The organism is Ekhidna algicida, assembly GCF_051379705.1.
In the GTDB taxonomy this organism is placed as follows: Bacteria; Bacteroidota; Bacteroidia; order Cytophagales; family Cyclobacteriaceae; genus Ekhidna.
Genome location: NZ_CP179868.1, coordinates 2,229,129 through 2,242,542, shown reverse-complemented (window position 1 = coordinate 2,242,542; position 13,414 = coordinate 2,229,129). Strand labels below are relative to the sequence as shown.

15 protein-coding genes are annotated in these 13,414 nt (G+C 41.1%); 9 read left to right on the top strand and 6 right to left on the bottom strand.

All coding sequences use genetic code 11. The annotated features are described in order from the left end of the window. Positions 1-38 precede the first annotated feature (38 nt). The 3 genes from ACL8WY_RS09710 to ACL8WY_RS09700 are packed head-to-tail and all read right to left on the bottom strand — an operon-like array spanning position 39 to position 4,259. Positions 39-1,496, bottom strand: a complete 1,458-nt coding sequence (locus ACL8WY_RS09710; protein WP_436514513.1) for a TrkH family potassium uptake protein — start codon at positions 1,494-1,496, stop codon at positions 39-41. A gap of 3 nt (positions 1,497-1,499) precedes the next feature. Beyond that, positions 1,500-2,840 (bottom strand): Trk system potassium transporter TrkA, encoded by a 1,341-nt coding sequence (gene trkA / locus ACL8WY_RS09705; RefSeq protein WP_436514512.1) that lies wholly within the window; start codon positions 2,838-2,840, stop codon positions 1,500-1,502. Between the two features lie 60 nt (positions 2,841-2,900). Further along, positions 2,901-4,259, bottom strand: coding sequence for an alanine/glycine:cation symporter family protein (locus ACL8WY_RS09700; protein WP_436514510.1), 1,359 nt, complete (start codon positions 4,257-4,259; stop codon positions 2,901-2,903). A 111-nt stretch (positions 4,260-4,370) separates the two neighbouring features. On the opposite strand from ACL8WY_RS09700, the gene ACL8WY_RS09695 reads away from it, so the two are divergent. The 7 genes from ACL8WY_RS09695 to ACL8WY_RS09665 all read left to right on the top strand — a co-directional run bounded on the left by ACL8WY_RS09695 (position 4,371) and on the right by ACL8WY_RS09665 (position 10,234). Continuing rightward, positions 4,371-5,135 (top strand): alpha/beta fold hydrolase, encoded by a 765-nt coding sequence (locus ACL8WY_RS09695; RefSeq protein ID WP_436514509.1) that lies wholly within the window; start codon positions 4,371-4,373, stop codon positions 5,133-5,135. Continuing rightward, positions 5,132-5,842 carry an SAM-dependent methyltransferase gene (locus ACL8WY_RS09690; RefSeq protein ID WP_436514508.1) on the top strand — a complete coding sequence of 237 codons (711 nt, stop codon included), beginning with the start codon at positions 5,132-5,134 and terminating at the stop codon, positions 5,840-5,842. The genes ACL8WY_RS09695 and ACL8WY_RS09690 overlap by 4 nt, the downstream gene beginning before the upstream one ends. Positions 5,843-5,896: 54 nt before the next feature. After that, a complete protein-coding gene (gene metK, locus ACL8WY_RS09685) occupies positions 5,897-7,150 on the top strand; it encodes a methionine adenosyltransferase (RefSeq protein ID WP_436514507.1) in 1,254 nt (417 codons plus the stop codon). A gap of 3 nt (positions 7,151-7,153) precedes the next feature. Then, on the top strand, positions 7,154-7,567 hold the full coding sequence (locus ACL8WY_RS09680) for a nuclear transport factor 2 family protein (protein ID WP_436514506.1): 414 nt from the start codon (positions 7,154-7,156) through the stop codon (positions 7,565-7,567). Beyond that, positions 7,564-8,283 (top strand): DJ-1/PfpI family protein, encoded by a 720-nt coding sequence (locus tag ACL8WY_RS09675; protein ID WP_436514505.1) that lies wholly within the window; start codon positions 7,564-7,566, stop codon positions 8,281-8,283. Before ACL8WY_RS09680 ends, ACL8WY_RS09675 begins: the two co-directional genes overlap by 4 nt. A gap of 92 nt (positions 8,284-8,375) precedes the next feature. After that, positions 8,376-8,960, top strand: coding sequence for an FISUMP domain-containing protein (locus ACL8WY_RS09670; RefSeq protein ID WP_436514504.1), 585 nt, complete (start codon positions 8,376-8,378; stop codon positions 8,958-8,960). Positions 8,961-9,064: 104 nt separating this feature from the next. Further along, positions 9,065-10,234 carry a hypothetical protein gene (locus ACL8WY_RS09665; RefSeq protein ID WP_436514503.1) on the top strand — a complete coding sequence of 390 codons (1,170 nt, stop codon included), beginning with the start codon at positions 9,065-9,067 and terminating at the stop codon, positions 10,232-10,234. Between the two features lie 4 nt (positions 10,235-10,238). Here ACL8WY_RS09665 and ACL8WY_RS09660 read toward each other — a convergent pair whose 3' ends face one another. The 3 genes from ACL8WY_RS09660 to ACL8WY_RS09650 all read right to left on the bottom strand — a co-directional run bounded on the left by ACL8WY_RS09660 (position 10,239) and on the right by ACL8WY_RS09650 (position 11,450). Then, positions 10,239-10,655, bottom strand: coding sequence for a hypothetical protein (locus ACL8WY_RS09660; protein WP_436514502.1), 417 nt, complete (start codon positions 10,653-10,655; stop codon positions 10,239-10,241). A gap of 44 nt (positions 10,656-10,699) precedes the next feature. Further along, on the bottom strand, positions 10,700-10,906 hold the full coding sequence (gene nrtS, locus ACL8WY_RS09655) for a nitrate/nitrite transporter NrtS (protein WP_436514501.1): 207 nt from the start codon (positions 10,904-10,906) through the stop codon (positions 10,700-10,702). Positions 10,907-11,003: 97 nt separating this feature from the next. Further along, positions 11,004-11,450 (bottom strand): DUF4442 domain-containing protein, encoded by a 447-nt coding sequence (locus ACL8WY_RS09650; protein WP_436514500.1) that lies wholly within the window; start codon positions 11,448-11,450, stop codon positions 11,004-11,006. A gap of 110 nt (positions 11,451-11,560) precedes the next feature. On the opposite strand from ACL8WY_RS09650, the gene ACL8WY_RS09645 reads away from it, so the two are divergent. Together ACL8WY_RS09645 and ACL8WY_RS09640 are read left to right on the top strand one after the other, a co-directional pair. Continuing rightward, entirely contained in the window at positions 11,561-12,610 is a 1,050-nt protein-coding gene (locus ACL8WY_RS09645) for a hypothetical protein (RefSeq protein WP_436514499.1), read from the top strand. An 89-nt stretch (positions 12,611-12,699) separates the two neighbouring features. Next, complete coding sequence (locus ACL8WY_RS09640; RefSeq protein ID WP_436514498.1) at positions 12,700-13,374, top strand: hypothetical protein; 675 nt, start codon at positions 12,700-12,702, stop codon at positions 13,372-13,374. The last annotated feature ends 40 nt before the right edge of the window (positions 13,375-13,414 follow it).

Below are 13,414 nucleotides of genomic sequence, written 5' to 3'. Positions count from 1 at the left end.
ATGAGTCGCCCAAAGATGAGCCAATCTGATGAAAGGGATTAGACTTTTCTCCAGAAAAATGGTGTGAATAAAATCAGAACTGTGAAAAGTTCCAATCTTCCAAGAAGCATCATGAAGGATAAAATCCATTTCACCCCGGTGGGCAGATGTGCAAAGTTATCGACCGGTCCTACATCACCAATACCTGGGCCAATATTTCCCAAGGTAGTGGCAACGGCACCAAGCGATGTGTTGAAATCTATTCCAAAAGAAGAGACGGCAATCGCTCCAAAGCACACGATCAAAATATAAATCATGATAAATGCCAATACATTAAATGTAATGTCTCGACTAACAGATTTGCCATTGAAACGAACGGGTATAATTGCTGACGGATGCAATATTCTTTTTAGTTCCAGCAAACTGTTTTTGATCAAGAGTATATGCCTCACCAGTTTTACTCCTCCGGCGGTTGAGCCTGCTGAACCTCCTGCGAACATCAACAAGAAAAATATTACGGTTAGAAAGGAGGTCCATGCTGTATAGTCATGAGTTACATAGCCTGTTGTGGTTACAATGGAAACGATTTGGAATAATGCATCTCTAATTGATTTTTCAAAGGTGTCATGGCCGAGGTTGAAGATGATGAGTCCTACGACCAATGAAACGGTCACGCAGAAAATGAGATAAAACCTAAATTCTTCGTTATTCAATACTTTTTTGAACTTCCCGTGCAACCCAAAATAGGTCATGGTAAAGTTCGTGCCTGCCATAAACATAAAGGCGATAATTACATACTGAATGAACGGATCGTTGTAGTAAGCGACACTTGCATTTTTGGTAGAGAAGCCGCCTGTTGCCATTGTGGTTAAACTGTGATTGATGGCGTCATAGAAAGTCATTCCACCTACCCAAAGAAGAATCATCTCGGTGACTGTAAGTCCACAGTAAATGATCCATAGCCTTTTTGCCGTCTCTTTGATTCTGGGCTGTAATTTATCGGGTGAAATACCCGGTGCTTCCGCAACAAAGAGCTGCATGCCTCCAATTCCTAAGAGCGGTAGAATGGCAACTGTTAAAACAATGATTCCCATTCCACCAATCCACTGGGTCAAGCTTCGCCAAAAAAGGATTCCCTTTTCCACAGACTCAATATCTGTCAGAACTGTAGCCCCGGTTGTAGAAAAGCCAGAAAGTGTCTCAAAAAAGGCATTGGTAAGATCCGGAATTGCTCCACTTATTATATATGGTAATGATCCAAAAAAAGACATTGAAAGCCAACCCAGTGTAACGATAAGGTATCCGTCTTTTTTGCGAACATCATTGCTCTGGAGGTTGCGTGTTAGGAATACAAACAAAGAGCCAAAACCAATCGTAATTAGAGATGATATTATTAAGGGCATATGATCTCCCTCGCCATAGTAAAAACTAAAAGGCAGGCAGGTCAGCATAAATGCTCCATTGATAAGAAGCAAAAAGCCGATAACCTTAATAATTACCTTGTAATTGAATTGCATGGTTTACTTGAAGAAGCTCTCCACTTTTTTGATACATTCTGGCTTGGACAATACGACCACACGGTCCTTTGGGTGAAACTCAAAATTCCCTCTTACAGCAATGCCTTTTCCATCGCGGATTACTCCACCAACAATTGCTGTTCTCGGAAAGTCTAAATCTTTGAGTTGCCCTTTCATAATCTTCGAGTTTTCACTGAGTTCAAACTCAAGAATCTCAGCATCAACTCCGTGAATACCGGCAATGTTTAAAACTTCTCCTTTCCGAATGTATCGGAAGATAAAACTCGCGGCTATCAGTTTCTTATTTATCAACGTGTCTATACCAATACTCTGCGACAGGTGGATATAGTCAACGTTTTCAACTAATGCGATGGTCTTCTTCACTCCCTGATTTTTAGCCACAAGTGACGCCATGATATTGGTTTCGGAGTTCTCTGTAAGCGCAACAAAGGCGTCCATTCGATCAATGCTTTCCTCTCTTAGTAAATTAATATCCCGCCCATCACCATTGATGATCATGGTATCTGGCAGTTCGTCTACTAAATGAAGACACTTCTCCTTGTCTGCTTCTATGAGCTTAATGTTATATTTTTTACTAAGAAGCTTAGCTGTGTTAATCCCAACTTTGCTGGCTCCAAGTATCATTACATTTTTAATCTCAAAACTTTCTTTTCCAGCTAGCGAGGTTACTCGATCAATACCATCAGGTTGTGCGATAAAGTACGCATGATCCCCCTCCTGAAACTTATTCTCTCCGTAGGGAATGATCGTCTTCTGGTCTCGAAGAATTGCCACTGTAGTGAAGTTGTGGTCGGGATTTAGATAGGCTGTTTCTGTCAGTGTCTTCCCATACAATTGAGAGCCTTCGTCCACGGTAATCCCCACCAAAGAAAGCATGCCTTTCTCAAACTCGAAGGTATCAGTAAGTGCGGATTGCTTCAGCAATCTTTTAATCTCTCGTGCTGCTAATGATGCTGGAGAAATAATCTCATCGATACCAACATTACTCAGATTAAGTTCATCGCGGGAGTGAAGTAGCTCAACATTTGAGATACGAGCAATGGTCTTTTTTGCTCCCAAACTTTTACCCAGAATACATGTGGTAATATTGGTCTCCTGAATAGACGTTACCGCTATTAGGAGATCGGCCTTTCCAATATTTGATTCTTTAAGAATACGAGGTGATGTCGAACTTCCTCGCACTGTGCTTACATCGAGGTGCTGCGATACATATTCAAGAACACGGGGATTTGAATCAATGATTACAATGTCCTGCTCTTCTGCTGTTAAAAGCTTTGCAAGATGAAAGCCCATCTCACCAGCTCCTGCTATTACAATTCTCATCCTATCTTAAATGATAATGGCTGCAAAGATATCGTATCTAAGTACCAGCATTCCAAATGATTACGATTTATATACTTCACTAAAGTATTTCCTAGTTGCCTCCATGACACGTGGTGCTAACACAATTGTTGATATCATTGTTGGGATCGCCATCAACCCATACGCTACAAAAACAAGGTTAACGACATCCGTAAGTGATGCAACAGAGCCAACAACGACCAGGGCAATGTACCAATAGTAAAAATATTTTCCATACTTAGCACCAATCAAAAACGATAGACATTTTTGTCCATAATATGCTAAACCAAAAATGGTTGTGATGGCAAATACCATCACACATAGCATCAGAATATAAGGGCCAAATCCGGGCAGACTTATTTCAAATGCTTGTGCTGTCATTACAATTCCATCCGATTCTCCACTCTGCCATGCACCTGTGATTAAAATACACAGCCCCGTCATTGTACAAACAATGATGGTATCAATAGCCGGCCCAAGCATTGCAACGAGACCTTCACGTACTGGCTCTTTGGTTTTCGCAGCTCCATGCATCAATGGCGCCATCCCGATCCCAGCCTCATTTGAAAAAGCTGCTCGCTTTGCTCCTTCAACGATAACAGCTCCAACAGCTCCACCTAACATTGCTTTCGCAGTAAAGGCATCTTCCAAAATGAAGATGAATGATGGAATTACCTCAGAAGGATTCATTACCATAATGGAAATGACGCTAATTACGAATAGCACAACCATGAACGGTACCAGTTTGGATGCCACATTTCCAATACGTTTAATTCCTCCGAGAATGACCAGTGCAACCAGTGCTGCAATTACGATCCCTATGGTTAAGTTGACACCAAAAGACTCCTCAACTCCTGCCGGAATCAGGATCACATTTTTAAAAACGGCTACCATTTGATTCGTTTGGAAAACTGGCGTTGCTCCAAAAAATCCAGCTACACAAAAGAAAGCTGCCAGTGGCATCCATTTTTTGCCAAGCGCTTCCCTAATCACGTACATTGGGCCTCCCTGAATTTCTCCCAATGAATCTTTACCTCGAAACTGAACAGCAAGGGTACAAGTAAAATACTTGGTCGCCATTCCAATAAAGGCGCTTACCCACATCCAGAACATAGCGCCCGGACCTCCAGCGGCGATTGCCAACGCTACCCCACTGATATTCCCCATTCCGATCGTTGCAGCTAATGCTCCCGATAAAGCTTGAAAATGGCTTATATCTCCCGGGTCATTGGGATCATCGTATTTTCCTCGCAATACATTGATTGCATGACGAAGAAATCGAAACGGTAAAAAGCGAGAATATATTAAAAGGAATAAACCTCCACCTAAGAGTAAAACCAGCAATGGTGGCCCCCAGATAAAGTTTACCGCATTGGATAAGAAGCTGCTTATTGAGTTCATAAAGCCCGTGAAGGTAATATGTATCTTTGAGTCAAATCAACTTTAATTTTATCGAAGTGAACAAAAAGAGGATTTTGTTCATTACTAAAACAATCTTGATATTCGAAATTCATGAAGTTAAACTTTAGAACACTAGGATCGGGCCAGCCCCTCATCATTATGCATGGGGTATTTGGGTCTTCTGATAACTGGCAGACATTAGGAAAAGTTTTTTCCGAGCAATTCAAAGTCTATCTTCTAGATCTTCGCAATCATGGGAACTCGCCACACAACGATGAGTTCAACTATGAAGTAATGGTTCAAGATGTAGTAGAACTCATGGATGATGAAGGTTTGAGCAAGGCACATATCCTGGGCCATTCGATGGGTGGAAAAGTTGCTATGCATTTGGCCACTCTGCATCCGAATCGAGTGGATAAACTCATAGTTGTGGACATTGCACCGAAATATTATCCTCCTCACCATCAACAAATATTTGATGGCTTTCACGCAGTAGATTTAGTTAATCTCAAAAACAGAAAAGATGCAGATGAACAAATGGCCAAAGTGATTTCGAATTTTGGTGTAAGACAGTTTATTCTAAAAAATCTGGACCGCAGGAAAGATGGAAGTTTTGCCTGGAAACTAAATCTATCCGCTATAGAGACCGCCATTGAAAACGTGGGCGAAGGCATTGAGGGTGAGGTCCGTTTTGATGGTATCAGCTTGTTTGTTGCAGGAAGCAAGTCAGATTATATCACATCCGAAGACCATTCACTCATTCGATCCTTTTTTCCCAAGGCTGAAATAGCAGTAGTAGAAGGAGCTGGTCATTGGGTGCATGCTGAGAAACCGAAAGAGCTTGGAGAAATGGTCGTTGAATTTTTATCCGTATGAGTCAAGGTAAATTATTTCTGATCCCCACCTACCTATCGTCCGATAACGATGCATCGTTTATGTCTCCTATGGTGACCGAGGTGCTGAAAAATACTAAGCACTATTTTGTTGAAAATGTGCGTACAGCTCGTCGGTTTATTAGCAGCTTAAAGGCTGGCATAACCATTGAAGACCTTGAATTTCAAATTCTGGATAAAAAATCCAATTGGGATCAGATGTATCCACTATTTGAACCAATACGAAATGGTCAGGACATGGCCGTTATTTCAGAAGCTGGAGTGCCTTGCCTTGCCGACCCTGGAAATCTGGCAGTTAGTTTTGCACATCAAACACATACTCAGGTAGTCCCGATGCCAGGAACATCCTCCATCCAGATGGCCTTGATCGCCTCCGGATTCAATGGCCAGCGATTTACATTTCATGGATATCTTCCAATTGATAAGAATCCGCGGCAACAAAAAATTCGAGAACTTGAAAAGTTGAGTCAATCTGGCTACACCCAGCTTTTTATGGAAACTCCGTATCGAAATCAACAATTAATAAAAGATATATTAAAAACCTGCCGGCCTGACACCTTGCTAAGTATTGCAGCAGATATCTCAGGTACAACGGAAAAAATATTGACTCAGCCAATTTCCAAATGGCAGAAGACTGACATTCAAATACATAAAATTCCCGCCATATTTAGTTTTGGCCAATTCCCGTAGTGGAGTTCACCGAATCTTCTAAATTTGACGACCGAAAAACGAAACGAAATATACATGCCCTATTTATTCACTTCAGAATCCGTGAGCGAAGGACATCCGGATAAAATTGCTGATCAGATCTCGGATGCGCTGGTAGATCATTTTCTCGCATTTGACCCGGACAGCAAGGTAGCCTGTGAAACGATGGTCACTACAGGGTTGGTCGCTCTTGCCGGTGAGGTAAAAACCAAAGCCTATATTGACGTTCAAAATATCGCCCGAGAAGTAATCAATAAGATTGGGTATACCAAAGGTGAATACATGTTTGATGGAAATTCCTGTGGCGTTATTTCTGCCATTCATGAACAATCACCGGATATCAACCAGGGTGTTGAACGATCCTCAGAAGATGAGCAAGGTGCCGGAGACCAGGGAATGATGTTTGGGTATGCAACCAAAGAGACTGAAAACTACATGCCTCTTGCGCTCAATCTATCGCATAGAATCTTGATGGAGCTATCCGAAATTCGTAAGGAAGGCAAGCAAATGACTTATCTAAGACCTGATGCCAAATCTCAGGTAACGATTGAATACGACGACAACAACCATCCAATCAGGATTGATGCCATTGTTGTTTCAACACAGCATGACGACTTTGACAATGAAGACAACATGCTTAAAAAGATCAAGGAGGATATCATTAACATCCTCATTCCAAGGGTAAAAGAAAAGCTGAAAGAGCAAAATCAAGCGTTATTTAATGATCAGATCAAGTATCATATAAACCCTACCGGAAAATTTGTTATTGGCGGGCCACATGGTGATGCTGGACTTACCGGAAGAAAAATCATCGTTGATACCTACGGAGGTAAAGGAGCCCACGGTGGTGGCGCCTTTTCGGGTAAAGACCCTTCCAAAGTGGATCGATCGGCTGCCTACGCAACAAGGCATATTGCTAAGAACCTTGTGGCAGCAGGAGTAGCTGATGAAATACTCGTACAGGTTTCATATGCCATTGGAGTGGCTGAGCCAATGGGTATTTATGTAAATACTCATGGAACTGCCAATGTGAATCTGACGGATGGTGAGATCGCCAAGATCGTTGAGAAAATATTCGATATGCGTCCTGCCTATATCATCAAGCGACTTAAGCTAAAAGAACCTATCTATTCAGAATCCGCTGCCTACGGACATATGGGTAGAACTCCGGAGGTAAAGCAAGTAAACTTCATAGGAAATGGTGGCGAAGAAGTGAAGAAGGTGGTGGAAACGTTTACTTGGGAAAAACTGGATTACGTAGATCAGGTAAGAGAAGCTTTTAGTCTATAACCGATGAGTGAGCCATTAAGCAGCTGGCACAAGGTTGTCAAAACCAGCGATGAAAAGTTGCTTAAATCGATTCTGGATAAAGACGCCGTTTTTTATTCACCCATTCTTTTCAAGCCCCAAAAAGGAAGAAAGATGGTAATGGCATACTTACTCTCCGCTGCAAAAATGTTTGAAGGAACAGGCTTTCATTATGTCAAGGAATTGGTTAGTGATAGTGATGCCGTTCTGGAATTTAATGCGCTAATTGATGGGATTGAGGTGGATGGTGTAGACATCATTTCGTGGAATGAGGATGGCAAGATCACCGAGTTTAAAGTAATGCTACGCCCTTTCAAATCAATAGAAAAAGTAGGAGAGAAAATGAAAGCCCAGCTCGAAAATATGAATCTGTGGGATAAACTAAAATTGAAGCTATGAAGACCATCAAAACACTATTCATTCTCGTTCTTCTGATCTCCGCATGTCAACCACAGTCTGAGAAAGCTAGTATTCAGATCAATCCAGTAGCAGAAGGCCAATCCTTCAATGCTGCTTTTTTGATGATTGATGGCGTTTACAATTCTGAACTAATCGCCCCATATGATATTTTTCAGCACACGATTTTCCATACAGAAAGTGGCATCAATGTATTTACAGTCAATCAGACGATGGATACCGTAACCACATTTGAAGGTCTAAAGCTGATTCCTCATTACTCATTTGATAGTCCCGATCTTCCGGAAATAGATATTTTGGTTGTTCCAAGTGCCGAGCATAACATGGATTCTGACCTTGAAAATGAAACACTCATCAACTGGGTGACTGAAATTGGGGGTAAAGCAGATTACGTCATGTCACTATGCGATGGTGCTTTTGTCCTGGCGAAGGCGGGACTGGTAGATGGAAAAGAGTCTACAACGTTTCCAACAGACATTGAAAAATATCGCAAAACATTTCCCGAATTGACTGTACATGAGGATGTTTCTTTTGTACATCATGATAACCTGCTTACTTCGGCAGGTGGTGCCAAATCCTATGATGTATCGCTATATCTCGTGCATCATTTGTATGGCGACCAGGTAGCCAAAGGAGTGGGCAAAGGTCTGGTCATCGATTGGGAACTTAGCGATTACGACTTCCTTAGAGTTGAATAAGGGTTAATAATAATTATTCCTTTCTTCTTTGCGCTATTTTCCTTGCATTGTTTTAGAAGTAATTAATTGCTTTGGGTAAAGTTCAAAAGCAAATGAAATACCTTCTCCTTCTCTTTATCGGACTTCAACTCACAACAATTGTGGATTCTAGAGATGGATTCAATTACCATTTAGTTTCGCGTGGCGATCAAACCTGGATAGCAGAAAATATCCGATACAAACTCGACAGTGGCGTCTCTTATCAGCCGAAGAATTATTTTGAGAATTACGGGTCTTATTACTCACACATCGCGTCATTCAATGCCTGCCCACATGGTTTTCACATTCCCTCAAAAGATGAGTGGATTAAATGGATTGACCAAATGAACGGAATCGAAAACGACCTGCAGGGAAAAGTGGTGCCGAGAAAAGAACTTGAACAAAACAGCCTGCTTCTTGGTGGCATTGGCAGAAAAGACACAGCATTTATGACAAACACTGTAGGCTTCTACTGGACTAGCTCGGACACTCTCAAGCCATATTTTAAAGCCCCTGAAGAAGGAAATCAACGACATATTATTGGGATTCACATCTGGCAAAAAGATGAAACCGACTCTTTCAACATTGAGCCAACCTATATGTTGGCCAAAGGCAGAGAAAACACACTCGCTATCAGCTGCAAGTGTATTCAGGACTAATTTATCTAAACGCTTAAAACGCTCATCTGCCGATTGCTACTTGCCTTAATGCACCTATTCTTGTATTCTTGACGTCAAGATGTTTTTATTTGCCAAAATTTCTCATGCAAATCATTGAAGTCAACGATAAGAAAACCGCCAATGAGTTTTTGCTCTTCCCGGTAAAACTCTACAAAGATGAGCCCAACTGGATTCGTCCTCTGGACAAGGACATCAACGGTGTTTTCGATCCTAATGTCAACAAATTCTTTAGAAATGGAGAGTGTGCTCGTTGGATTCTCAAGAATGGAGCTGGGAAGGTAATTGGTAGGATTGCCGCATTCATCAATAAGAAAACAGTAAACAAGGACAACGACCAGCCAACTGGCGGAGTAGGTTTTTTTGAATGCATCGAGGATCAAGAAGCTGCCAACCTATTGTTTGACACAGGAAAAAATTGGCTATCGGATAGAGGAATGGAGGCGATGGACGGGCCTATCAATTTTGGTGATAGAGACAACTGGTGGGGTCTTCTTGTCGATGGTTTTGATCGCGAGCCTAACTATCAATGCAACTACAACTTTCAATATTATCAGCAACTCTTTGAAAATTATGGATTCCAGGTTTACTTCAAGCAGTTTACGTTTGGTCGCAACACAATGGACCCATTGAACCCCAGACTGAAAGAAAAAGCAGATCACGCCAACCAAGATCCGGAATATAGCTTTCGTCATATTGAAAAAAGTAAGCTGAAGAAATACGCTGAAGACTTCCGAACGGTGTACAATGATGCTTGGGCCAGGCACCCAGGTGTGGCGGAGATGACTTCCCTGCAGGCCAACGCGATTATTAAGAAGTTGAAGCCCATCATGGACGAAAAGATCATGTGGTTTGGCTATCACAAAGACAAACCGGTGGGTTTTTACATCAACATTCCTGAATTGAATCAAGTATTCAAACATGTAAATGGAAAATTGGATCTAATTGGAAAACTCAAATTCCTCTATCATAAAATCCGGAAAACCAATAAGAAAATGATTGGGTTGGTATTTGGAATTTCACCCAAGCATCAGGGTAAAGGAGTTGATGGAGCTCTGATCCATGCAATTCGTGTGATGGTACAGGAAAAATACAAGCGTTATCCACAGCTGGAGATGAACTGGATTGGAGATTTCAATCCTAAAATGCTCAAAGTTGTTGATCAAGTAGGAGGTGAGGTAGTAAAAACTCATCACACGTATCGATTCTTATTTGATCGAACGAAAGAGTTTAAACGAATGCCTATAAAAAAATAGTTGCTTAAACAGCAATAGAAGACATAAGCAGTCGCTTAATCAATTCACTGATAGAGCTAAAAGCAACTGGATCGGAAATTTCTTTTTGCGTTAAAATCAAAATCTGATTGTTCGCGTCAAATGATCCCGATTTTGCTTCTTCTATTGAAAGGAGCTCATAGTCAAGTCCAGCATTCTTAATATGTGCTCCGGCCGTGATTTTCGCACTTCTTACGGTTGCATACGATGCTAGAAAAATTGACTTCCCAGGAAAAATAGCAGCTGATCGTTGAACCACTTCCCAGTACTTTTCTTTTACCGTCGACGATAACGCTGTTGATATAACAATCCCTGCTACTTCATCCTCATCAATACTCGTCAACTCATTAATTTCCGTGATTGGCATTGCTTCAAACCCTGTAGAAGATACAAGCTTCTTCATATCTGTTACAATAAGAGAACTGGGCCTTGCTAAGATTACCTTCTTCATAACTTCCTCCCTTCTTTTTTTATGTGCATCGCTCGCGAAATGCTCGCCACACTAAATGGCACCAAGTAGTTAAGGAAGATTCGCAGAATATCTTTATTACTCAAATCCCATGAAATCAATACATCATATTGATTGATAAGACTTAGGATGGATCCCACCACAATAGCAATTTTGATGGAATCAAAAACCTGTTCTGAAGTCATATTTAATGATGGTTAGGCATTCAATATTATCAATTGATAATGTGAATCCCCAATCAAATCGACAAGATTGCGATTTAAATAGTCGTAAGGCCAGCAACTATAACTTACTGGTTTCAGACTTCTTCTTTCTCTTCTCTTTATAATGAGCCTTATCTGCCACGTAAATGGTCTTTTCGATTTCGCAGAAAAGCCGACCCTCCTTGTTGGTAAGATGAACGATTTTGACAATATCTACCTCTTTCTTTTCTTCCACTTCCTGTTTAAGGTCATCAAGCTCTTGCGCTGTAAACTCAAATACTGAATAGGCATCCGTGCTTGCCGGTCGCTTAAACTTCACAATTGATGATTTATCCCAAACGACATATGCCGGGCCCAATAGTTGAATTAACTGCACCATGTAAATGGGGTCAGTAGCTGAAAAGAGACTTCCGCCGAATATGGTCCCCACATAATTTTTGTTTTTGTAAGAGATCGGAATCTTAATTTCAATTCTTCTCAAATTCTTTGTTACCGTCGTGATTCGACCCGTCGACCTTCTATACATGGGAGAAAGGTTGAAGAAAAGCTTAAAAATTCGATGTGAATGATTTTTAAAGTATTTATTGGAAATACGTGAAAGAAATTGGTACATATTTGAATTTAACGACCTCTAGAATGAAAAAGCTTATATTTCAAACCAATAACCTAACAATTCCAATGAAGCTTCTGTTTCTCAGCGTTCTTTACATTGTTATTTCATTTTCACTTTTCGCACAAAAAACGGAAACAGTGAGCGCTCCTTACCATCACACACGTCTTCCTACTAACCCACTACCGGAGGGCATGAAGAAATTCCATGTAGTATATAAGCTTGATAACCTGGAGAAGGAATATATGCGAAAAGATTATACATTTTATCTGGAAAAAATGGGGATTTGGGGATTGGAAAGAACAGATAATGAAGGCGTAAAAATTCAGGTAGAACCTGATACGCTTAGTATTTCAAGTTTCACAAATAAAAGCACCTATGAAGACAAGCAGCGATTTAATAAGGTAGTTACTTTTAACAGAACCTTATACTATTCAGCCACGCTTCCCGCCGAAGAAGGTACACCATTCGTGGCAGAGAGCATTGATGACCATGCATACATTAAGCATGGAGAATGGCAAGGGTCCGAGGGAGCCGCAGAAAACTGGTATCGTTCAAATGTAAATTTACTTGCCCACGAATACGATCAGGAGATCACCAAGAAGAATGTGAACAAGCTGAGCTCAGAGCTCAGTGGATTTATTGGCTATCCACAGATCAAGGGCACGGTTCCAATCCTACGTGTCAAGAAATTCAAAAAATATTCCTACCCGGAGCTAGATCAAGCTGCGGATATTGCTAAAGCAGCCTTTGCACTCCATCAAATTGATCAGAGGTATATGCCGGAAATATGCAAAGAGCGATTGCAAAGTGCTCTGGAAATCTGGGAAAAAGTGCTTGCCTCAAAAAACATGACCGACAAAAAAGCCCGAATAAACTCAGAGGTTGCCGCACTCGCCTATCAAAATCTGATTCTTGTTACAGGCTTGATGGATGAGTATGATAAGGTAGATGCACTATATATTAGGGTGGAAAGCGATATCAATCAGTACGATCCCAAAGGATGGGCCTCCTATCTAGAAAATTGGAAAAGCTATGTGAATTATCGAAGAGAGAGAGTAAAAGCCAACCAATAACAGCTCATCCTGGAAATACGACAGTTCAGTATTCCATTTTTTATGGTGTTGATATTTTCCTTTTGCATTGCCTATAAATCGTAATTCAGATGGAACAGTTTCTGATCATATCACACGTTATTTGCGGAGGCACAGTGGTCCTGCTAGGATTGATTCAAATGCTTAACCGCAAGGGCGGTAAAAACCATGTTATAATAGGAAAGGTGTATGTGGCTGCAATGTGGTGGATTTGCCTGAGTGCGCTATCGATAATTTCTTTCTATCGATTTAGTGCCTTCTTAATGGTGATTGCAGTGCTTACTTTTCATTCCTCCTTTGTAGGCGTTAGGGTAGTAAAAAGAAAAAATCCAGGGTCAGAAGAGTGGTACGATTGGGTAGTCGCAGTAGCAACTTCTCTTTTTGGAATTGGATTGGTTGGATATGGCATATACGCCTATTTTGCCGCAAGTCAGCCCATCTTAGCCCTCTTATGCGTAGGGTTTGGAATCCTCACCTTAAAAAACGGAACAGACGACCTACGTTTCTTTATCAAACCCAATATCTCTGAAAAAAACTGGTGGTTGTATCAACACATTGGAGCGATGGGAGGCTCATACATTGCAGCATTAACCGCATTTGCTGTACAAAATCCCAACATTTTCATGCCAAATAGCTCCATGCAATGGCTTCTTTGGATCATCCCTGGAGTCATTGGAACTCCGATCATCACACTGGCTACTAGAAGCTGGAGAAAAAAACTATCGAAGGGTGATGCAACCGTTTGATTTAACTACTCATCTATTTTTAGTCTTACAAACTCAAAAA

Coding starts and splice junctions, on each gene's coding strand:
- ACL8WY_RS09710 (WP_436514513.1), bottom strand. CDS start 1,496: ATGCAATTCAATTACAAGGTAATTATTAAGGTTATCGGCTTTTTGCTT.
- trkA (WP_436514512.1), bottom strand. CDS start 2,840: ATGAGAATTGTAATAGCAGGAGCTGGTGAGATGGGCTTTCATCTTGCA.
- ACL8WY_RS09700 (WP_436514510.1), bottom strand. CDS start 4,259: ATGAACTCAATAAGCAGCTTCTTATCCAATGCGGTAAACTTTATCTGG.
- ACL8WY_RS09695 (WP_436514509.1), top strand. CDS start 4,371: ATGAAGTTAAACTTTAGAACACTAGGATCGGGCCAGCCCCTCATCATT.
- ACL8WY_RS09690 (WP_436514508.1), top strand. CDS start 5,132: ATGAGTCAAGGTAAATTATTTCTGATCCCCACCTACCTATCGTCCGAT.
- metK (WP_436514507.1), top strand. CDS start 5,897: ATGCCCTATTTATTCACTTCAGAATCCGTGAGCGAAGGACATCCGGAT.
- ACL8WY_RS09680 (WP_436514506.1), top strand. CDS start 7,154: ATGAGTGAGCCATTAAGCAGCTGGCACAAGGTTGTCAAAACCAGCGAT.
- ACL8WY_RS09675 (WP_436514505.1), top strand. CDS start 7,564: ATGAAGACCATCAAAACACTATTCATTCTCGTTCTTCTGATCTCCGCA.
- ACL8WY_RS09670 (WP_436514504.1), top strand. CDS start 8,376: ATGAAATACCTTCTCCTTCTCTTTATCGGACTTCAACTCACAACAATT.
- ACL8WY_RS09665 (WP_436514503.1), top strand. CDS start 9,065: ATGCAAATCATTGAAGTCAACGATAAGAAAACCGCCAATGAGTTTTTG.
- ACL8WY_RS09660 (WP_436514502.1), bottom strand. CDS start 10,655: ATGAAGAAGCTTGTATCTTCTACAGGGTTTGAAGCAATGCCAATCACG.
- nrtS (WP_436514501.1), bottom strand. CDS start 10,906: ATGACTTCAGAACAGGTTTTTGATTCCATCAAAATTGCTATTGTGGTG.
- ACL8WY_RS09650 (WP_436514500.1), bottom strand. CDS start 11,450: ATGTATAGAAGGTCGACGGGTCGAATCACGACGGTAACAAAGAATTTG.
- ACL8WY_RS09645 (WP_436514499.1), top strand. CDS start 11,561: ATGAAAAAGCTTATATTTCAAACCAATAACCTAACAATTCCAATGAAG.
- ACL8WY_RS09640 (WP_436514498.1), top strand. CDS start 12,700: ATGGAACAGTTTCTGATCATATCACACGTTATTTGCGGAGGCACAGTG.